This is a genomic window from Treponema sp. UBA753 (assembly GCF_002297325.1).
Lineage (GTDB): Bacteria > Spirochaetota > Spirochaetia > Treponematales > Treponemataceae > Treponema_D.
The window spans coordinates 1-20,575 of sequence record NZ_DBKJ01000050.1; the positions used below are offsets into that span (position 1 = coordinate 1).

Genomic DNA, 20,575 nt, shown 5'->3' on the forward strand with positions numbered 1-20,575 from the left:
GAACATCGAGCAAAAAAAGAAAGGCAATTCCAGCCGCAGTTCCAGTTGCCGCCGGAATAAACGCAAGTTTTCCCATCGAGGATGAACTGTCTATTGAAGGAATTATAAGCGACCACACAGAAGCCGCAACCATTACTCCAGATGCAAATCCCAAAAGAAATTTCTGGACATTTTTATTTAAACTTTTCCCAAGAAAATAAACGCAGGCTGAGCCCAATGTGGTTCCAAGAAAAGGAATCAGAATTCCATAAAAAGTATTCATGCTCTGATTATAGATTTAAAGAAGCGCAGTTTCAATGTTCGGATTTCGGCTGGAATTTGACGGCATGACACCAATATGTTATATTAAATGAAAGGAAATGCCCGAATTTTGGGTTATCTCCACTAAATGCGATAATAGCCGCCGCAGTGGGTCAAACTTGGCGGCTATTTTTTACTCTACTTATTTTTTAGGTAAGCGAGAGCGGCAATAACTGTGCCTGCGACAGTAGCAATGCAACTAATAATTGCAGCAACTGCTAAAACAAGGTCTAAAGTCATGCCAGCCTCCCATAATCAAATTTCAGCATAAGCTGATTGAGTTTTGGGAGACAACCGCCTGTTCGTTGTAACATATTTTATTTTTACTGTATATATGTAGAGAATAAATATAAAATCTTTATTGCCTTTTTTAAATTCGTGAATATTCTTAAAACTTACTTTGTGTTGTCTTTTTGTAAAATAACAATAAATTACCGTGCATAACAGGAATTTACTTTGTAACTTATGCGGAAAATTCAGTATTATAAAAGCATGGGATGCTTGAAAAAGAAAATCTTTGTTTTGTTTTTTTCTATTGCCGCATTTGCATTTGCGGATGAAAATACTATTGAGCTTTCTCTTGAAGACGCAGTAAAAAGCGCGCTAAAAAATAATGTTTCTATAAAGCAAAGTGAAATCAATCTTGATGAAAAAAAACGCGAGTCCACTTATTCATGGAATTCTATAAGTCCGTCGATTTCTGGAACTGGACGCTATTCAAAAAATATTCCAAGTTCTTCTGATGACAAAGCCAGTCTTTCCGCAGGAATTTCTTTAAATGCAACTTTGTCGCCTTCTGTTTATACTTCTGCAAAAAACGCCGAGTTGAGCTACAGCCAGCAGCAGCTTTCGTATCAAAATGATTTGCGCTCTGTGGAACTTGATGTAAGAAAAAATTATTATTCTCTTCTTTATAAAATTGAAGAAATTTCGCTGAAAGAAAAAAGCCTTGAAACTTCAAAAAATCAATATGAATCAAATTTAGCAAAATACAAGCGCGGAACTTTATCAAGGCTTGATGTTTTGAGTGCGCAGGTTTCGTATCAGAATGATCAGCTTGAACTGAAATCTCTTAATGCGGAAATGGAAAATTCAATCGCTTCGTTTAAGCAGCTTGTGGGACTTCCGCAGAATGCCAAAATTTCACTTTCTGGCTCATTTGAAAATATTCTTAATCTAAAAAATATTTCAATTGAAGGAATGGATCTTAATTCATTCAGTATTGAATCTTTGCAAAAACAGATTGACAGCGCAAAAAATTCATTGCTTGCTTCTCGGTTCACAGCTTACGGTCCAAGCCTTTCAGCTTCTTATTCTTACAATTATTCTTCTATTGACGGCGGCTCAAATTGGGACGACAACGGAACTTTGAGTTTGCAGGCTTCGATTCCGCTGGACGGATTTCTTCCGTGGTCAAGCGGTTCTCTCAATGTTCAGTCAAAAAAAGATTCAGTAAAAAGTCTTGAGCTGGAGCTTGAAGATGCTAAAGTTTCGCTTGAAGTAAATATTTCAACTTTGATGAACAAAATAAATCAGTGCTTGGAAAATATTTCTCTTAGAAAAAGCAGCATTGAGCTTGCCCAGACAACTTACGAAATGACTTTGGAATCCTATAGCCACGGAACAAAAGATTTGCTTTCGCTTCAAACTGCTTCGGACAATCTTCTTTCCGCAAAAGTGAATTTAATTTCTGAGGCTTACAATTTGATATGTGCCGTTCTTGACTTGGAGAATGCGGCTGGAATTCCGTTTGGAACTTTGGAGAATTAATTATGAAAGTAAAAGCATCATTTATTGTTGTTTCTTTTGTGTGCGTGTGCATTTTGGCAGGAACTTTTTTTGCGATAAAATTTGCGCCAAAGAAAAATCCGTTTCCTCCAAAAGGCGGACTTCCACAGGAACAGGAAGCAGCGAGCATAAGAACTATGGTTGCTGCGCAAAAAACATTGCATGCTTATGTTGACACAAATGGAGAAATTGAGTGCGAAAGTTCTGTTGACTGCTATCCTGACATCGGCGGAAAAATTGCGAGAGTTTATGTTGCTCTTGGCGACACTGTAAAAAAAGGAGATGTTCTTGCGGAAGTTGATCCAAGCGAGCCGGGCGCATATTATGTGAACAGTTCCGTTTATGCTCCAATCAGCGGAATGATAACTTCTACGCCAAAAGAAATCGGAACTACAGTCGCGTCTTCCACAGCGATTACAACAATCGGCGATGTTTCCAATTTGCAGATCCGCGCAAAAGTTCCAGAGCGTTACGTTTCGTTTTTAAAGCGCGGACTAAAGGCAACGATAATTCTCGAAGCCTATCCTAATGAAACATTTTCTGCAACGGTAAAAAAAGTTTCGCCAGTGCTTGATTCTCAAAGCCGCACAAAAGAAATTCTTTTGTCGTTCAATAAAACTGATTCAAGAATAAACGCCGGAATGTTTGCAAAACTTACGCTTTTTACAGCTGACTATGCAGGAAATGTTGTGGTTCCGCTAAATTCAGTTGTTGAAAAAAACGGAAAAGACTGCGTGTTCATTTTTAACGAAGATGACAGCACAGTAAGTTTGCGCGAAGTGGAACTTGGAAATTCTGTGGACAATATGATTCAAGTTGTTTCTGGAATTTACGAAGGCGAAAAAGTTGTAGTTGAAGGTATGACTTCTGTTTCTGACGGAAGCAAAGTCCGCAATATATCAAGCGGTTTAAATGCGGAGTAAAAAATGGTCAGCGAAAAAACTCTTGAGCATCCAGTTCTTACACTGATGGTTTTCACGTTGCTTGGGCTTATGGGAATTTTCAGTCTGGGCAATACTTCGGTTTCTCTTATGCCGGATATTGATATGCCGTACCTGATGGTTTCTGCGACTTATGAAAATGCCGGTCCTGAATCCGTTGAAAAATCTGTTACGACTTTGATTGAAGATGCGCTTGTGAGCCTTAGCAATTTAAAGGAAATAACTTCGACATCTTCGGAAGGAAGAAGCAGTGTTTTTCTTGAATTCAATTACGGAACAAATCTTGATATTGCGACTAACGATGTGCGCGATAAACTCGACCGCATTACAAGAAGACTGCCAGACGATGTAACGCCTACAATTTTTAAAATGGATTCTGACAGCCAGCCAATTATGAGAATTGCAGTGCGCGGAAACCGTTCAGTTGATGAGCTTAAAAAAATTGCGGAAGATCAGGTTGTTGATATTCTTGAGCAGGCGCAAGGTGTTGGACAGGCGGAGTCGATGGGAGGAAGAACCCAGATTGTCCGTGTGGAGCTTGAGCAGAATAGGCTTCAGGCTTACAATCTTACTCTTTCTGAAGTTTCGTCTTCGCTTTCAAAGCAGAATCTTGAAATTGGCGGCGGAACAATCACAGAAGGCTCAATGGATTATTCCATCCGCACAACAGGCGAATACACAAGCATTGACCAGATAAACAATACTGTTATTACAACAAAGAACGGTTACGATGTAAAACTTAGCGATATTGGCCGCGCGTTCATGGGATACAAGGATGCAAGCAATGTTGTTTACATTAATGGACTTCCCGGTGTTTACGTTTCAATTACAAAGCAGTCTGGAGAAAATAGCGTTGCGGTTGCAAATGCTGTCTATGAAAAAATCAGCGAGCTTGAAAAAACTCTTCCTGCTGATATTTCGCTTGAAATAATCCGCGATGATACAGAAAGCATCCGCGATACATTGAATACGCTTTTTGATTCGGCGTGGCAGGGACTTTTGCTTGCGGTTGTAATTCTTTTTGTTTTCTTGTGCGCTATAAAAACCACGATTATCATTGCGATTTCTGTTCCGCTTTCAATTATAATAACAGTTCTGTGCATGAACTTTGCCGGAATTACATTGAACATGATGACGCTCACTGGCTTGATTCTTGGTGTTGGAATGGTTGTTGATGCTTCTGTTGTTATGATTGATAACATTTATTCTTACAGAATGAGAGGCGCAAAGCCAAATGTTGCCGCTGTTCTTGGAAGCTCGGAAATGATTCTTTCTGTTGTGTCAGGAAACCTTACAACAATCTGCGTATTTGTTCCGTTTCTTTTCTTTATGAAGGATTTGGGGTTTATGGGGCAGATGTTCAAGGGAATTATTTTTACAATTGTAATTGCTCTTGTAAGCAGTTTGTTTGTTGCGATTTTTCTTGTTCCGGTTTTGGCAGGACATTTTCTTCCAATTACAAACAGAAATGAAAAGCCTGTTAAGTCCCGCTTCTTTAAAGTTTTGTACGGAATATTCACAAAGTCGCAGGACATTGTTTCCCTTGGATATGAAAAGCTTCTAAAAAAAGCCTTGGACAGTCGCGGCGTTACTGTAGTTGTCTGCGTTACGGCTCTTGCTTTTTCTTTTATGCTGATTCCGACTTTGAGAATTCAGCTTATGACTGGCGGACACGACGACAGCGTTTCTGTAAAACTTGGACTTCCTGTTGGAACTTCGCTTGAAGAAACTACGGATGTTGTTTTAAAATTTGAGGAAATTGTAAAGAGTGAAATCAAAGGCTACAAAAATATAATTACAAGCATCGGCTCAAGCTGGAGAAGTTCAGGCTCGTACAATGGAACGATTCAAATTTCCCTGCCGAATTCGGATGAGCAGATTGACAATGACGAAACAATAAAGCAAAAACTCAGAAAGCATTTTACTGAATTTGCAGGAGTTGACTTTAGTTTTGGGCAGAGCCGACGCCAGCAGATGACAGGAGATGACATAGACGTTGTTCTTAGAAGCTCTAGTTTGGACAGCGCGCTTAATGTTGCAAAAAAAATTCAAGAAGTCATGGCAGCCATTCCAGACATAGGAGAATCTTCCGTTGATACAGACGAAGGGCTTCCGCAGGTTCAAGTTGAAATTGACCGGCAGCGCGCATATAGTTTTGGCGTGAATGTTGCCACTGTTGCAAATGAAATTCAGGCTAGCATAGAAGGAGTTTCTACAACGACTTATCGTGAAGATGGAGACGATTATACAGTTTATGTAATGCTCCGTCCGGAAGACAGACAGAAAGTTGTTGACCTTGAGCAGATTTATGTGAACGGCACAAACGGACGTGTGTGCGTTGCCAATTTTGCAAGAGCAGTAAAAGGCTATGGTCCTGTTACAATTAGCCGTGAAAACAGACGCCGCATTGTCCATGTTACTGCTGATATTGTTTCGGATGAAAATGCAAATGTTGTTGAAGAAAAAATCAAGGAAGGAATAAAAAATTCGTTTATTGTTCCTGACAACGTTTCTGTAAGCTACGAAGGTTCTTGGAAAGATGTAAAAGAGCAGACGGCAATTTTTGCAAAAATTATGATTATGGCAATTCTTCTTGTATTTGGTGTAATGGCGGCGACTTACGAAAGCTTTAAAGCTCCGTTTATAAATCTTATGACAATTCCGTTTCTTGCGATTGGTGTTATTCTTATTTATAAAATTACCGGGCAGTCGTTCAGCTTGCTTTCCGCAGTAGGACTTGTAATGCTCGTTGGAATTGTTGTAAACAACGGAATTATTTTGGTTGACTACACGAATCTTCTTGTGGAACGCGGAATGCCGTTAAAGGATGCTTGCTATAAAGCCGGATGCTCAAGGCTTAGGCCTGTCTTGATGACAACGCTTACAACAATTCTTGGAATGATTCCGATGTGTTTTGCTTCAAGCGGAAGCGCGGGAATGGTTCAGCCTATAAGCGTTGCAGTTGTAGGCGGACTTACAAGCTCCACATTTATAACGCTTTTCTTTATTCCTGTGCTTTACACTTTTGTAATGAAAAAAAAGAAAATGCAGCAGCCTGTTGTTCAACTTGCTTTGCCGGAGGAAAAATAAATGCAGCGTGTGGAAATAATTTCAAATAAATCTGTTGAAGACGATATTACTCAAGCTTTGGAAGAATACGTTCCTGATATTTTGTACACGAAGTTTCCGCTTGTTTATGGCCGCGGAGGAAATGACCGCAAGCTTGGAAATACAACTTGGCCTGAAAAAAATTTTGTGCTTGTAAGCTATGTTGAGGATGAAGATTTTCCAAAAGTGCAGGCTGTAATAAAGGCAATAAAGAAAAAATTTTCTGGTGAAGGAATAAAGCTTTTTGCAATAAAAGCAGAAGAGCCGCTTTAAATGAACGGTTTTCAATCTTGACGGTAAGGCGTAATTTTGGCATACTAGCTTACATTGTAATTTAAAGCGACTATATGCCGCAGATTGCTTTTGTAGTCTGCGGATTTTTTTTTGAATAGGAAGGCGTGCTATGAAATCAACAAAGTATATTTTTGTTACAGGTGGTGTTGTTTCTGGACTTGGAAAAGGAATTACAGCTGCATCTTTAGGACGTCTGCTCAAGTCGCGCGGACTTAAGGTTGCTTCACAAAAACTTGATCCGTACATCAATGTTGATCCTGGAACAATGAGTCCTTACCAGCACGGTGAAGTTTATGTTACAGATGACGGCGCGGAAACAGATCTTGATCTTGGACATTACGAGCGTTTCATTGATGAAGACTTGAATAAATTTTCAAACCTTACTTCTGGAAAAGTTTACTGGAACGTTCTCAACAAGGAACGCCGCGGAGAATATCTTGGCGAAACAGTTCAGGTTATTCCGCACATTACAAACGAAATAAAATCATTTATTTACAATGTTGGAAAAACTTCCGGCGCAGACATCGTTATTACAGAAGTCGGAGGAACAACAGGCGACATAGAAAGCCAGCCGTTCCTTGAAGCAATCCGCCAAGTTGGTCTTGAAGTTGGCAGTGAAAATTCGCTTTATATACATGTTACGCTTCTTCCGTTTCTTCATGGTTCTGATGAACATAAGACAAAGCCTACTCAGCATTCTGTAAAAGAACTCCAGGGGCTTGGAATTAAGCCGGACATTCTTGTTTTGCGCTGCGATGAAAAACTTGAAGAAAGCATTTTCCGCAAAGTCGCCATGTTCTGCAATGTAAAGCCAGACTGTGTTATTGAAAATCTTACGCTGCCAGTTTTGTATCAGGCTCCGATTATGCTTGAAAAACTTCACTTTTCAGACATTGTTTGCCGCGAGCTGAATCTTTCTGTTCCTCCTTGCGATTTAACTGAATGGAACAATATGCTTGAAAAAATTCAAAACCGCACAAAGAAAGTTACAATCGGTCTTGTCGGAAAATATGTTCAGCTCCATGATGCTTATCTTTCTGTTGCGGAAGCTTTGCAGCACGCAGGTTATGAACTTGGCTCTTATGTGAACATAAAATGGATTGACAGCGAGTCTATTTCAAAAGAAAACGTGGACGATATTCTTGGTGGATGCAACGGCGTGATTGTTCCTGGCGGATTCGGTTCGCGCGGAATTGAAGGAATGATTGCTTCCGCTGATTATTGCCGTGAGCATAATTTGCCTTATCTTGGAATTTGCCTTGGAATGCAGATTGCGGTTATTGCGTTTGCCCGTTCTGTCTGCGGATTTAAAGATGCCAATTCAGGTGAATTTGATGAAAACAGTGCGCACAAAGTAATTGACTTTTTGCCAGACCAAAGTGAATCCGTGAACAAAGGCGGAACTCTGCGTTTGGGTGCTTATCCATGCAAAATCAAAAAAGGCACTCAAATGTACAAGTGCTACAAGACAGAAGAAATTTCTGAGCGCCATCGCCACCGCTATGAGTTCAACAATGATTTTAGAAACGCTCTTGAAGATGCCGGCCTTACTTTAAGCGGAACTTCGCCAGACGGAAATATTATAGAAACTGTTGAATATGACAAGAACAATTTCTATGTTGGCGTTCAGTTTCATCCAGAATTCAAGAGCCGCCCGAATAAGGCGCACCCATTGTTCCTTGGACTTGTAGCCGCCGCCCTTGGCGAACAATAAAATTATAGGATTTGTCTTTTTGTCATTGCCGGGCTTGATCCGGCAATATTATTTAGGGTTTATCAAAACCCTAAAAACGGCTAAGTCAAGGTCTTGAGTGTAAGCGTACCTTGATTAGATGTATTCCCATAGGAGATTCCCGCATCAAGTGCGAGAATGACAGATAAGTTTTACTACCCTGTGTACTTCAGTTACCCGGCTTTTTTTTTTCAGGATATTTTACGAATCGTAGCGTTCTATTATTTCTTCAGCGACTTCACGCTTGCTTTGGCGGTTGTCCATTGAAAGTTTTTCTATGTGCCTATGGGCATCGCTTTCTGTCATATTCAGATTTTCGATTAAAAGCCATTTTGCTTTGTTTACAGTTCTTATGTCCTGCATTTTTTCTTGGAGCGTCTTGTTTTTTGCTTCCATTTTTTGCAGCCTGAACGACATAGCGGAAAGCATTTTTATTGCTGTAAAAAACATTTCAGGTGAATTAGGCTTGGGCAAAGTTACAATTCCCTGCTCTTCAACTTTGTACGAAGTTTCCTCATAAAGTTCGCTTTTTACAAGAAGCAAAATTCCAATGTTTAAATCAGCAAAACTTTCAGCAAACATAATTCCATGTTCGTCTGGAAGCGGCGAGTCCACAATCAGAATGTCAACAGGAAGCTCAAGTAAAAGCCTGCGCGCCTCTCCTCCAGAGGACGCATGGAAAACCGGGAAAAAATCACTTTTGGGTAGTATGCAAGAAATATTGTCGTGAAAACTTTGTGTTTCAGAGACAATTAGAACTTTTCTTCTGCCTTTTAAAGGAATCATTTTGCGTCCTTTTAAACTTTGAAGAATGAAGTGAAATCTGCGCTAAGATGCTTTTTTACAAACTCGCTGTTTTTAGCAAGTTCTACGGCTTCTCTTAGGCTTTCAGGCAGACGCTCAAGTTTTGAAGTTATTTCGGGACTTGCAGTTGAAAGGTTCATTTCAATTGGCTCGCAAAGCTTCATGTCTTTTTCAATTCCGTCAAGTCCGGCGTAAATTAAAAGCGAATATGCGATGTACGGATTTGCCATTGGGTCTGGGGAGCGGACTTCAAAACGCTTGTGGGAATTTATTGCGGACGGAACTCTAATAAGCTGAGTTCTGTTTTCGTGCGCCCAGCTTACATATTTTGGAGCTTTTCTTGAGCCGAGCCTCTCATAAGAATTTTCTGTTGGATTTAAGAAAGCTGTGATTTCCTTTATGTGCGCCATGATTCCCGCCATAAATGCGTTCTGAACTTCCTTGCCGGAATTTTCCTGCACAGAAATATTTATGTGGAATCCGTTGCCGCTTTCTTCTAGAAGAGGTTTTGGTGAAAAATCCGCATAAAGTCCGTTGCGCACAGCCACAGCTTTTACGACTGTTATAAAATTCATTGTGTTGTCTGCGGCGGCAAGAGCTTGTCCATAGCGGAAGTCAATTTCGTTTTGCCCTGGTCCTTCCTCGTGGTGAGAATTTTCCGGATGAAGATCCATTTGCTCCAAGGTCAGGCAGATTTCGCGGCGGATGTTTTCGCCCTTGTCTTCTGGAGCAACGTCCATGTAGCCTGCATTGTCAAAAGGAATTTTTGTTGGCTTGCCTTTTTCATCAGTCTGGAAAAGATAAAACTCGCATTCAGAGCCGAAGTTCACTTTTAGATTTTTTTCTTCTGCCTCTTTAACGGCCTTTTTTAAAATGTTGCGGCAGTCTTTTTCAAATGGAGTTCCATCGCTTTTTTTTATCTCGCAGAACATACGCACAACTTTTCCGGAAATTGACCGCCACGGAAGAACTGTGAGTGTTGAAGGAATTGGAAAAAGAAAAAGGTCGGAATGCGCTTCGTCTGTGAAGCCGTCAATCGAAGAACCATCAAATGCGATTCCTTCTTTGAATGCACGTTCAAGCTCGTCTGGAATAATTGCGGCGTTTTTTTGGTTTCCGAAAATATCACAGAATGCAAGGCGGATAAATTTGACATCTTCCATCTGAACAAATTCAATAACTTCTTCTTTTGTATAGGACATTTTTCCTCCAATTTTTATGCGACGATTTTTTTAGATTAATGGATTGCGGTTTTGCTGTCAATTATTTTTGGAAACTGGTATATTTTATAATAATTGAAGTAATAAATACATAGAAGAATATTGCCATGATTGCCACACGGATTAAGGGATTCTAACGAATCCCAATTTTAGCAAAATAAAATCAAAGGAAAAATTATGCTTGTTGATGGAGAAAAAACAAAAACACAAATCAAACTTTTTGGTGAACAGAAAGTCCGCACCGTCTGGGACAGCGAAAAGGAAGAATGGTATTTCAGCGTTGTTGATGTAGTTCAAATTCTTACAGACAGTAAAGACCCAAAACAATATATAAAGAAAATGCGTTTTCAGGATGAGCAGTTGAACCTTAACTGGGGTACAATTTGTACCCCAGTTAGGATGAAAGGAAAAGATGGAAAATCAAGAGAAATTCAGGCTGCTACATCTGAAGGCATTTTCCGCCTAATTCAGTCAATTCCTTCTCCCAAAGCAGAGCCGTTCAAATTGTGGATGGCGCAGGTCGCAAAGGAGCGGCTTGATGAAATACAAGACCCGGAGCAGGGAATTCAGCGGGCATTGCAGGAATACCGTGCATTGGGATATTCAGAAAACTGGATAAGTGTCGTTCGCTTTGCGAACTTACCGAGTTTTGCTACCGCAAAACTCGCGATATAGGGTTGTTAATGTGAAATTAATTTATATTACCGATGAATGGAAAAAGCACGGTCTAAAAGAAGGCGTCCAGTTTGCGACTCTTACGGATATAATTTATAAGACTTGGGCAGGAAAGACTGCAAAGGAATACAAGGAATTTAAAGGTCTAAAAAAAGAGAATCTTCGGGACAATATGACAAACAAGGAGCTTGTCCTAAATATGCTTGCCGAGCTTTCCACAAAAGAAATTTCAGAGTAAAAAAATCCGAAGAATTTTGGCGAGCATATACAAAATGCGGTGGACGGCGCAACAATTGCCAAAAACGCCAGAGTTGAACTTGAGCAAAAAACAGGCAAAAAAGTTGTAACTCCGCTGAACGCAAAAGACGGAATCGAACTTATCCAAGATACAAAGCTGTCAGTTTTGGAAGAGGATGAGGAAAGTAGATAATTAATTGGAGAGAAAAATAATATTGTTTATAAGGGTATATTTACTAAATTTGCTAAACGAATTAAAGTTTTCTATCAATAAGGATAGGAAAATTGAAAGTAAAAATTGATGTTGAAGCAAAAAAAGATGATTCTTCAAAAATTGACTGTTATAAAATTTCATTTCAGTTGGCTGGTGATATAGAAGTTTCAAAAAAACTTTATGAACCAGATATGAAAGAACTTTTGGATGATATTGTAGATGTTCTTGGATATAAGCCAATCATGGAAAAATTCAACTGCACTATAAAAGAAGCTCAAGAGATAAGAAAAAAGATTGATAGAGACTCTGACTGCAAAGACTGCGAGTTAAAATTAAAAGAATGCTACAGATGCTGTAATGTTTGTGAAAGTCCGCTTGAAAGAGATTTGCTAAAAGCTCTTGTAAAAAACAATATTGAAGTTGAACTTCAGCTTAGAATAAATAAAGACAATACAGTTTCTCATTTTCCAGAGCCTGTAGATCCAGAAAATATTTTGACAATTCCTGATTTTTATTTGGAATCAGATAACAAAAAAATCTGCATTTATACTGACGGGCATACTTATCATGAAAGAACTGAATATCAGGCTGTGCGAGACAGAAGCATTGACCGCGAACTTCAAAATTTAGGATATGTAGTTTTAAGATTTACAACTTCAGAAATTAGAAACGGCTTGTCAAAAGTAATAAAAGTTATAAAAAAATCAATTGGAATTACTGAAGAAAATAATTTTGATGTGTCGCTGAATAATATAAAAATAACAGAAGGAACTTGCATTAGATGCGGAGCAAAAATTTCATACGATTTAAAAAAACCGTTGTGTGATGACTGCTATCAGGTTTGGATGCAGTTTGGGAATATGGATTATACAGAACGATATTGCTGCAAATGCGGAAAAGAGTGTTATTCCACATCGTATGGAAGTCCGCTTTGCAAAAACTGCATTTAATTTCCTTGAAATTTCTTTTCAAAAACTCATTGACATTTTTTTGTGAATTAATTAGAGTAGTCCGTGTAAACATCAAAGGCGATGTGGCTGAGTGCTAAGTTTTCTTGGCGTTCAATCACATCGCCTTCTTTGTTTTATATTTATAATGGGGGTTAGCAAATGTCTACAAATGTACCAGAATTGTTTGGAAGCATGGTGTTCAATCAGAAAGTAATGAAAGAACGTCTGCCAAAGGAAACATTCAAGGCTTTGAAAAAAACTTTGGATGATGGCGAACCGCTTAAAATCGATGTAGCGAACCAGGTTGCTCACGCAATGAAAGAATGGGCAATTGAAAAGGGCGCAACACATTTTACACACTGGTTTCAGCCGCTCACAGGAATTACTGCGGAAAAGCATGACAGCTTTATCACTCCCCAGGATGACGGAACTGTTATCATGTCTTTCAGCGGAAAGGAGCTTGTAAAGGGGGAGCCGGATGCTTCTTCTTTCCCAAGCGGAGGTCGCCGTGCAACTTTTGAAGCCCGCGGTTACACTGTATGGGATCCAACTGCATATCCGTTTGTAAAGGAGCACACTCTTTGTATTCCTACAGCTTTCTGTTCTTACACAGGCGAAGCGTTGGACAAAAAGACTCCGCTCTTGCGTTCAATGGAAGCGCTTAACAAACAGGCTCTTAGAATTCTTAAGCTCTTCGGAAATGAAGACGCTACTCATGTTGCCACAACAGTAGGACCAGAGCAGGAATATTTTATTGTTGACCAAAAACTTTATAGCCAGCGCAAAGACCTCCGCATGACAGGACGCACTTTGTTTGGCGCAAAACCTTCAAAAGGCCAGGAAATGGACGACCAGTATTTTGCCGCCCTTAATCCTCGCATTGTTGAATACATGGAAGATTTGAATGATACTCTCTGGAAGTATGGAATTCTTTCAAAGACAGAACATAACGAAGTTGCTCCGGCTCAGCATGAAATGGCTCCAATCTTCACAACAACAAACCTTGCTGCCGACCAGAACCAGCTTACAATGGAAGTTATGAAGAAAGTTGCGCGCCGCCACGGTCTTGTTTGCCTTCTTCACGAAAAGCCTTTTGCAGGTCTTAACGGAAGCGGAAAGCACAACAACTGGTCTATGTCTACAAACCTTGGTGAAAACCTTCTTGAGCCAGGAAAAACTCCAGAGAAAAACGCGCAGTTCCTTTTGTTCCTTACAGCCGTAATTAAAGCTGTAGATGAAAATCAGGACTTGCTTAGAATTTCTGTTGCTTCTGCCGGAAACGATCACCGTCTTGGAGCAAATGAAGCGCCGCCAGCAATTATTTCAATGTATCTTGGCGATGAGCTTTATGCTGTTCTTGAATCTATAAAAGACGGAAAGCCTCTTGGCGAGCATGGAGCACAGAAGATGACAATTGGAGTTGACGTTCTTCCGCCAATTCCAAAAGATTCAACTGACCGCAACAGAACTTCTCCATTTGCTTTCACTGGAAACAAATTTGAATTCCGTTCATGCGGTTCTTCACTTTCAATTTCTGGTCCGAACACAACATTGGATTCAATCGTTGCATATACTCTCAAGGAATTTGCAGATGAGCTTGAAAAGGCAACTGACTTTGACACTGCTCTTGCTGAGCTTATCAAGCGTGAAGTTACAAAGCACTGGAGAGTTATCTTCAACGGAAACGGCTACGATTCAAGCTGGGTTGATGAAGCTGAAAAACGCGGACTTTTGAATCTTCGCACTCTTCCTGATGCAATGGCTCACTACCTTGATTCCAAGAACGTCAAGCTCTTTACAGAAATGGGTGTTTATACAGATGTTGAAATGAACAGCCACTATGAAATCAAGCTTGAAAAATATGCACAGATTCTGAACATTGAAGTCCAGACAATGCTTGAGATGATTAGCAAAGATATTCTTCCTGCTGCATTCAAGTACATGGACGCAGTAAGCAAGACTGCCATTGACCTCAAATCTGTTGTTCCGGGTGCAAAGGCAAGTGCGCAGGCAGAACTTCTTTCTAAGCTGGACACTCTTGTAAACAGCTTGGCAGAAAAAGCTGCAAAACTTGACAAGCTCCACGAAGCTGCCCAGAATGCCGGCGACTGCATGAAAATTGCCCGCGCTTATGTTGACACAGTTATTCCTGCAATGACAGAAGCCCGCGCTGTAGCTGACGAAATTGAGCCTTTGCTTGGAGAAGACTACAAGCCATTCCCAAGCTACGAGGATTTGCTCTTTAGAGTGTAAGTTTATTGAATAGCATTTTGACTCCTTAAAAATACACTTTTCCCCGGTATGGTTTTTCTGTGCCGGGGATTCTTGTTTTAAATTTCCACGCTTTTGTGCTATAATTTTACGCATGAAATTCAAAAAGCCGCTGGTTTCTGTTTGTATTCCGGTTTATGGAACGGAAAATGTTTTAAGAAAATGTCTTGATTCTGTGGCTATGCAGGATTTTGCGGAAAAGGAAATTGTTGTTGTAAGCGATGCTTCGTGCGCAGTCAATGAAAAAGGCGAGGATGCAAAAAAAATCGTAAAAAAATTTGCCAAGGAAACAAAAGTTCCAGTTGTGTTTAAGGAGCATTTGAACAATCTTGGAATTCTTGAAACCCGGCGCGACTTGCTTTCGTTTTCCAGCGGAGATTTTATTTTTTACTTGGACAGCGATGACTACTTGGAAGGAAACAACGCAATTTCATTTTTATACAATGAAGCGCAGCGAACAAATGCTGACATAGTAAATTCCACAGCTATTGCAGTTACAGAAAATCCTGAAAAAAATTCAGCGCAGCAAGAACATCTTCAGAAAAAAATAGGCAAGATAACTTTGGGCGAGATTTTGGAAAATCAGATTGCGGAAGACTGCTTTGTAAACTGCAAGCACTGCGGATTTTTATGGGGCAAGCTTATAAAAAGGTCTTTGATGGAAAAAGCGTTTTCTTTTATTCCGTTTACAGAATGCACCATGGCGGAAGATCTTTGCCTTTACTTTTTTGTTTCGATTTTTGCAAAAAAATATTTTGGAGTTCAGGAACGTTTTTATAGATATTCTGTAGATTCAGGAATTTCAAGCGCGCAAACAATTACGGACATTGGACGGTGGCAACGTGTGTGTTCTGCGGCATCGGCTTTTGTTCCAATTGTGCAGTTTATACAGTCGCCAGAAGGAAATTGTCTTAGCACTTCTTTAGTTGAAAGCATGAAGGCTGCTTGCAATAATTTTGTGGCGAACAATTTAAAGCAGCTTGAACAGCGTGTTGCGCCGGAACTAAAAGAGCAGGCATACAGTCTTCTTTGCGAATATTGGGGCGAAGACTACGTAAAAACAATTGAGCGAGCAATAGAAGTGCAAAAATAAATTTTATAAAAAATATATTGACATTTTTTTTTCAGAATGATAAAACTAGAACATCAGTTGACAACGGAGTCACAGATTGCCTTGGGCAGTTTGTGGCTTTTTTTGTTTTAAACTGAATAACTTGTGAAAAGCGACAATGGTGTCGGTTAAGAGATTCCGATGTGGAATTCTCTTGTCGGTATCACTGTCGCTTTTTTATTTTCATTACCGTCTTTTTAGACAAGGGGTTTTTATGGAAGATGTAATGCAAGCTGTTCAAAGCGTCTCCAAGGATTTATGGGGCGTGTGGTTCTTGCTTGGTGCTGCCTTGGTATTCTGGATGCAGGCAGGATTCGCAATGGTTGAAACCGGTTTTACTCGTGCTAAAAATACCGGCAACATTATTATGAAAAACCTGATGGACTTCTGTATTGGTACAGTTGTTTTCATCCTTATTGGTTTTGGTCTTTTCCTTGGTGAAAATATGCTTTTTGGTTTTATGGGAAAACCTAACTGGCAGATATTTACAGACTATGCAAACTTTGACTGGTCTGGCTTTGTGTTCAACCTTGTATTCTGCGCTACAACAGCGACAATTGTTTCTGGCGCAATGGCAGAACGCACAAAGTTTCTTTCATACTGCGTTTATTCAGCTGTAATTTCAGCAGTAATTTATCCGATTGAAGCTCACTGGACTTGGGGCGGCGGTTGGCTTGCTCAGCTTGGATTCCACGACTTTGCAGGTTCAAACTGTATTCACATGGTTGGCGGTATCTGCGCTTTGATTGGAGCTGCAATGGTAGGTCCTCGTATTGGAAAGTTTACAAAGAACGCTGATGGTTCTACAAAGGTAAATGCTTTCCCAGGACACAACATTCCGATTGGCGCGCTTGGTGTGTTCATCTTGTGGTTGGGTTGGTACGGATTCAACGGTGCGGCTGCAACTTCTGTTCCGCAGCTTGGAAGCATCTTTGTTGCTACAACAATTGCTCCGGCTCTTGCAACCGTTACTTGTATGATTTTTACTTGGATAAAATTCGGCAAGCCTGATGTTTCAATGTGCTTGAACGCTTCTTTGGCTGGTCTTGTTGCAATCACAGCTCCTTGTGATGTTGCGGATGCTTTGGGCGCTTCAATCATCGGTATTGTTGCAGGTCTTTTGGTTGTATTTGGTGTTTGGTTCTTGGACAACAAGCTCCGTGTAGATGACCCTGTTGGTGCTGTTGCTGTTCACTGCTTAAACGGTATTTGGGGAACAATTGCGGTTGGTCTTTTTGCAAGCCCTTCAGTTCCTGGATATTCACTTGCAAACAAAGCAGGCGAGCAGATTTCAGGACTTTTCTACGGCGGCGGACTTGAATGTCTTGGGCTTCAGCTTCTTGGAATGGTCTGCACAATCGCATGGACTGTTGTAACAATTACGATTTTGTTCTTTGTAATCAAGAAGATTTTTGGATTGCGTGTATCTGCGGAAGAGGAAATCATCGGTCTTGACAAGCTTGAGCATGGTCTTGATTCAGGTTATGCAGGATTTATGACACCTTACAGCACAGAAGAAATTGCCGAAGCTGCTGAAGCTGGCGTTGCAATTCCAATGCATGAAGCTGTTCCAGTTGTTGCTCCTGCCACAACTCCTTCTTCTAAGGATGCTGCGGTTCACAAGGTTGTAATTATAACACGCCAGAACAAGTTCAACGCACTTAAAGTTGCCATGAACTCCATTGGTGTAACTGGAATGACAGTTATAAATGTTATGGGATGCGGAATGCAGAAGGGAGCAAGCGAATACTACCGTGGTGTTCCAGTTGAAATCAATTTACTGCCAAAAATCAAGGTAGAGATTGTTGTTTCAAAAGTTCCTGTAGCAACTGTTGTAGAAAGCGCAAAGAAAGCCTTGTATACAGGACACATCGGAGACGGAAAGATTTTCGTTTACCCTGTTGAAAATGTAATCAAAGTTCGCACTGGTGAATCTGGATACGATGCTCTTCAGGATGAAGAGTAGCGTTTAGCTGAATAAGGCAGGCTTGGAGAATGAGGAACGCTCCAAGTCTGTCTTAGTTTTAAATGTAAAATCCGCGGAGAAATCCGCAGGTTATATGCCGGTCGTTTGCTGTATTTGTAACCCCGCAGCAGGCGGCCGGTTTCCTTTTGGAGGGAAGAAAACCCTCTACTTCGAAAGCGGGGTCTTCTTCCCTCCAAACCTCCCTTCTTTCCCAGCATCGCTTAGGGCTGTCGCCCTAAGAACCCACTGTTTTGCACTTACTTATAAAAAGTATCATTGTCGGACTAGAACCCTGTGATATTTCTGAAAGAAGTCCGATTGATAATCTGTTGTAAATTTACAAGATTGCCGTTTCCTGTACGGCAATTACAAAGGCTATTCCCAGGCTTGGGTATAAACCGTGCCGTTTATTGTGCCGCCGTTGCAGTAGATGTTTGCGCCGGCATTATTTTTTGTTGTAGTATTGCCGCTCATGTACTTGTTTATGTAACTTTCTATGTCTATGGCAGAACCGCTTGCATCTTTTAGGAACAGGTTTGCATCTGACTGTTCAATTAAAATAGCTCCGCCATAACCGTAAGCGTCGTTGCTGCTTGTTAAAGTTACGCTGTTGTTTTCAAATTTTGTGTTCTGTAAAACGAGCGAGCCTGTTTTTATGCTGATTGCGCCTCCGCCAAGTTTTTGGAATTCACCGTTTGTTGTGTCTTCACTTCCTGGATTATTACCACCAGCCTTATTGCCTGTGAATGCGCTGTCTGTGATTTTTATACTTCCGCCTTGGCTAAATATCGCTCCGCCTCTTCTTGCATAATATCCGCCGTTAGAAGTGCACGTATTGCTGTCAAATGTTGAGCTTTCAATTTCAAGAATTCCTGTGTTATTGTTCATTATTGCACTGCCTCTGTTTGCTGTGTTGCCTTTAAATGTTGTGTTGGTTATATGACATGAACCAGAATTTTCTATTGCTGCGGCGTTTGCCATTAAATTTTCATCGCCATTGTTTTCAAAATTGCATGAAACAACTTCCACTTGCGCTCCGTTATCTATGCGTATACATTCTGAATAGCCTACGTTACCGCTACCTGTGCTTTTGTTATTATAAAAAGTGCAGTTTTCAAGAAGAAGTTTTCCGCCGCTTTTTACATATATAAGACTTGTGTCTCGGTATGAAACAGACATATTGTTTATAAGGCATTGCTTTAAAATTACTGTAGCTCCGTCATCTACATAAATTAAAGTTCCGTCAAGTGTAGAAGTAGTTCCAACTGTGCTTGAAGCCGTAAATGTAAGATTGTTTATTTCAAGAATTGTGGAGCTGCCGGTTACATTGAAAAGTTTTATCTGGCCGCCCTCTGTTGTAAGAGTTTTGTTGTTGTCTGTGCTTTGCTCAAGTTTTCCGCCGTTGCCTCTTATAATTTTTGTGCCGGAAGTTATGTTTGTAAGCTGATTGTTATTTGCAGATGTGGCTTGATTTGTACTTACAGAAGAAGCTGCGTCCATAAAAATATATGTGTTTCCCTCTGATTCGCAGGCTGTTTTTAATTCTTCTGAATCTGAAATATTGTAGATTTGGCAGTCTTCTTTCTTTAATTTTACTTGGCAATCGGCATCTTGTCCTGCTGTTACTTTTGCTTCTTCTGTTCCAAAATACAAAAGAACATCTTTGCTAGACATTCTGCCTTCTACTTCTACTGTGTATGTGGCAGGTTCAAGTTCGTCAAATACGATTGCCCCCCCGTGTCGGCGGAATCCTTGGTTATGGATTTTTCATTTATGATTTTTTCACCTAGCAAAAGCCTTACCGTGAATGAATCAACATCGTCATGCCCTGATGAATAAACTTTCCGTGAAGAACTAGGCAGAACAACACGAACAGAACCGCCTTCGCTTCCTTGCGACATATTCATGCAGGAAACAAGTGCAAGCAAAAATGCTGGTAAAATTGAAAACGCAAATTTTTTCATAATTCCCCCTATAAAAAAGTTGTGAAAATGACCTTTTACTATTCTATATCAAATACCTGCTGATTTCCACTTTTTGCAGAAAATTCTTTAAATTTTTAGTTAGTTTTTGCTAAAAGATTCCTGTGGTGTAGCACAGGAATGACAAGTATGGCGTACTGAAAAGTTTTTTATTAATACTGTAAAAGCCAGTCTGATAAAAGCATAATTTTTATGCCGTCAATAGTTCCAACGTCCATTTTATCTGTTGTAAGAACATACTTTGGAAAATTGTCTTTTATTTCTTTTAAGTTTTCAATTTCCCGCTCATCATTATCAGGCAAATTTCTGCAAACTTGTATATAGATTTTTTCATTATTTTTGATTCCAACAAAATCAATTTCTTTGTTTCCGTCCTTGCCGATATAAACATTGTATTTTCGGCGAATAAGCTCAAGATAAACAATGTTTTCAAGCATAGAAGCAACAGATTTTGGATTGTATCCTAGAATGCAGTATTTTAGAGCAGAATCAGCAAGATAGTATTTTTCTTGTGTTTTTAGTATGCTTTTTCCTTGAATGTCATAGCGGCTGCACTTGTAAATTATAAATGCTTTTTGCAGATATTCAAGGTAATTATAAACAGATTCTACATTTGCGCTGCGGTTCTGGCTCTTTAAAAATTTCACAATTGAATTTGCTGAAAAATTCTTTCCTACATTTTCAAAAACAAATTTTACAATTCTGTCAAAAAGTTCTTTGTTGGAAATTGCATGGCGAACGACAATATCATGGTCTACTACGGAAAGATAAATGCCTTCTACAATCTGATAGCATGTTTTTTCATCAAAATTATTTTTTGCAATAAGCGGAAATCCGCCGAATCGTATAAAATTATCAAAAGCATCATCGATTTTATCTTTATCAGTAATATTTTTAAATTCAAGATACTCAGAAAAAGAAAGCGGCAAAATATGGATAAGAACGTATCGTCCAGAAAGATAAGTTGAAATTTCAGAGGAAA

The 20,575-nt window shown here is 39.8% G+C and carries 17 protein-coding genes and 1 pseudogene; 12 read left to right on the forward strand and 6 right to left on the reverse strand.

Annotation, left to right across the window (positions count from 1 at the left end; translation table 11 throughout):
• Positions 1–262: pseudogene (locus tag B4C08_RS04220) on the reverse strand (ZIP family metal transporter); the annotation flags it as partial.
• 530 nt (positions 263–792) lie between these two features.
• Between B4C08_RS04220 and B4C08_RS04225 the strand changes: the two are divergent.
• The 5 genes from B4C08_RS04225 to B4C08_RS04245 all read left to right on the forward strand — a co-directional run bounded on the left by B4C08_RS04225 (position 793) and on the right by B4C08_RS04245 (position 8,145).
• Positions 793–2,070, forward strand: coding sequence for a TolC family protein (locus B4C08_RS04225; protein WP_296663260.1), 1,278 nt, complete (start codon positions 793–795; stop codon positions 2,068–2,070).
• Positions 2,071–2,072: 2 nt separating this feature from the next.
• Positions 2,073–3,011 (forward strand): efflux RND transporter periplasmic adaptor subunit, encoded by a 939-nt coding sequence (locus B4C08_RS04230; RefSeq protein ID WP_296663263.1) that lies wholly within the window; start codon positions 2,073–2,075, stop codon positions 3,009–3,011.
• Between the two features lie 3 nt (positions 3,012–3,014).
• Positions 3,015–6,119: an efflux RND transporter permease subunit gene (locus B4C08_RS04235; RefSeq protein WP_296663265.1), complete on the forward strand. Its 3,105-nt coding sequence runs from the start codon at positions 3,015–3,017 to the stop codon at positions 6,117–6,119.
• The gene (locus tag B4C08_RS04240; protein ID WP_295798522.1) at positions 6,120–6,410 is read left to right on the forward strand and encodes a PG0541 family transporter-associated protein; all 291 of its coding nucleotides are present in this window, start codon (positions 6,120–6,122) and stop codon (positions 6,408–6,410) included.
• A 130-nt stretch (positions 6,411–6,540) separates the two neighbouring features.
• Positions 6,541–8,145 carry a CTP synthase gene (locus B4C08_RS04245; RefSeq protein WP_296663269.1) on the forward strand — a complete coding sequence of 535 codons (1,605 nt, stop codon included), beginning with the start codon at positions 6,541–6,543 and terminating at the stop codon, positions 8,143–8,145.
• A gap of 219 nt (positions 8,146–8,364) precedes the next feature.
• Here B4C08_RS04245 and B4C08_RS04250 read toward each other — a convergent pair whose 3' ends face one another.
• Positions 8,365–8,949 carry an ANTAR domain-containing response regulator gene (locus B4C08_RS04250; protein WP_296663273.1) on the reverse strand — a complete coding sequence of 195 codons (585 nt, stop codon included), beginning with the start codon at positions 8,947–8,949 and terminating at the stop codon, positions 8,365–8,367.
• A gap of 11 nt (positions 8,950–8,960) precedes the next feature.
• A complete protein-coding gene (locus B4C08_RS04255; RefSeq protein ID WP_296663276.1) occupies positions 8,961–10,169 on the reverse strand; it encodes a glutamine synthetase family protein in 1,209 nt (402 codons plus the stop codon).
• Positions 10,170–10,364: 195 nt separating this feature from the next.
• Here B4C08_RS04255 and B4C08_RS04260 point away from each other — a divergent pair, with 195 nt between their 5' ends.
• The 7 genes from B4C08_RS04260 to B4C08_RS04290 all read left to right on the forward strand — a co-directional run bounded on the left by B4C08_RS04260 (position 10,365) and on the right by B4C08_RS04290 (position 17,611).
• Positions 10,365–10,862, forward strand: coding sequence for a BRO-N domain-containing protein (locus tag B4C08_RS04260; protein WP_296663278.1), 498 nt, complete (start codon positions 10,365–10,367; stop codon positions 10,860–10,862).
• 10 nt (positions 10,863–10,872) lie between these two features.
• Positions 10,873–11,100 carry a hypothetical protein gene (locus tag B4C08_RS04265; protein ID WP_296663283.1) on the forward strand — a complete coding sequence of 76 codons (228 nt, stop codon included), beginning with the start codon at positions 10,873–10,875 and terminating at the stop codon, positions 11,098–11,100.
• Between the two features lie 39 nt (positions 11,101–11,139).
• On the forward strand, positions 11,140–11,292 hold the full coding sequence (locus B4C08_RS04270; RefSeq protein ID WP_296663285.1) for a hypothetical protein: 153 nt from the start codon (positions 11,140–11,142) through the stop codon (positions 11,290–11,292).
• A 92-nt stretch (positions 11,293–11,384) separates the two neighbouring features.
• Positions 11,385–12,263 carry a DUF559 domain-containing protein gene (locus tag B4C08_RS04275; RefSeq protein WP_296663288.1) on the forward strand — a complete coding sequence of 293 codons (879 nt, stop codon included), beginning with the start codon at positions 11,385–11,387 and terminating at the stop codon, positions 12,261–12,263.
• 159 nt (positions 12,264–12,422) lie between these two features.
• Entirely contained in the window at positions 12,423–14,516 is a 2,094-nt protein-coding gene (locus B4C08_RS04280) for a glutamine synthetase III (protein ID WP_296663294.1), read from the forward strand.
• A 112-nt stretch (positions 14,517–14,628) separates the two neighbouring features.
• Positions 14,629–15,627, forward strand: a complete 999-nt coding sequence (locus tag B4C08_RS04285; protein WP_296663296.1) for a glycosyltransferase family 2 protein — start codon at positions 14,629–14,631, stop codon at positions 15,625–15,627.
• Between the two features lie 232 nt (positions 15,628–15,859).
• On the forward strand, positions 15,860–17,611 hold the full coding sequence (locus tag B4C08_RS04290; protein ID WP_296663299.1) for an ammonium transporter: 1,752 nt from the start codon (positions 15,860–15,862) through the stop codon (positions 17,609–17,611).
• A gap of 375 nt (positions 17,612–17,986) precedes the next feature.
• On the opposite strand, the gene B4C08_RS04295 is transcribed toward B4C08_RS04290, so the two are convergent.
• The 3 genes from B4C08_RS04295 to B4C08_RS04305 form a co-directional block, all read right to left on the reverse strand.
• Positions 17,987–19,285, reverse strand: coding sequence for a right-handed parallel beta-helix repeat-containing protein (locus tag B4C08_RS04295; RefSeq protein WP_296663300.1), 1,299 nt, complete (start codon positions 19,283–19,285; stop codon positions 17,987–17,989).
• 14 nt (positions 19,286–19,299) lie between these two features.
• A complete protein-coding gene (locus B4C08_RS04300) occupies positions 19,300–19,575 on the reverse strand; it encodes a hypothetical protein (protein WP_296663303.1) in 276 nt (91 codons plus the stop codon).
• 170 nt (positions 19,576–19,745) lie between these two features.
• Positions 19,746–20,575, reverse strand: an 830-nt coding sequence (locus tag B4C08_RS04305) for an ATP-binding protein (RefSeq protein ID WP_296663306.1), incomplete at its 5' end; no start/stop codon positions are given.

Excerpts from the sequence above, each read along its gene's own strand:
- B4C08_RS04225 (WP_296663260.1), top strand. The coding sequence starts at position 793 with ATGGGATGCTTGAAAAAGAAAATCTTTGTTTTGTTTTTTTCTATTGCC.
- B4C08_RS04230 (WP_296663263.1), top strand. The coding sequence starts at position 2,073 with ATGAAAGTAAAAGCATCATTTATTGTTGTTTCTTTTGTGTGCGTGTGC.
- B4C08_RS04235 (WP_296663265.1), top strand. The coding sequence starts at position 3,015 with ATGGTCAGCGAAAAAACTCTTGAGCATCCAGTTCTTACACTGATGGTT.
- B4C08_RS04240 (WP_295798522.1), top strand. The coding sequence starts at position 6,120 with ATGCAGCGTGTGGAAATAATTTCAAATAAATCTGTTGAAGACGATATT.
- B4C08_RS04245 (WP_296663269.1), top strand. The coding sequence starts at position 6,541 with ATGAAATCAACAAAGTATATTTTTGTTACAGGTGGTGTTGTTTCTGGA.
- B4C08_RS04250 (WP_296663273.1), bottom strand. The coding sequence starts at position 8,949 with ATGATTCCTTTAAAAGGCAGAAGAAAAGTTCTAATTGTCTCTGAAACA.
- B4C08_RS04255 (WP_296663276.1), bottom strand. The coding sequence starts at position 10,169 with ATGTCCTATACAAAAGAAGAAGTTATTGAATTTGTTCAGATGGAAGAT.
- B4C08_RS04260 (WP_296663278.1), top strand. The coding sequence starts at position 10,365 with ATGCTTGTTGATGGAGAAAAAACAAAAACACAAATCAAACTTTTTGGT.
- B4C08_RS04280 (WP_296663294.1), top strand. The coding sequence starts at position 12,423 with ATGTCTACAAATGTACCAGAATTGTTTGGAAGCATGGTGTTCAATCAG.
- B4C08_RS04285 (WP_296663296.1), top strand. The coding sequence starts at position 14,629 with ATGAAATTCAAAAAGCCGCTGGTTTCTGTTTGTATTCCGGTTTATGGA.
- B4C08_RS04290 (WP_296663299.1), top strand. The coding sequence starts at position 15,860 with ATGGAAGATGTAATGCAAGCTGTTCAAAGCGTCTCCAAGGATTTATGG.
- B4C08_RS04295 (WP_296663300.1), bottom strand. The coding sequence starts at position 19,285 with ATGTCTAGCAAAGATGTTCTTTTGTATTTTGGAACAGAAGAAGCAAAA.
- B4C08_RS04300 (WP_296663303.1), bottom strand. The coding sequence starts at position 19,575 with ATGAAAAAATTTGCGTTTTCAATTTTACCAGCATTTTTGCTTGCACTT.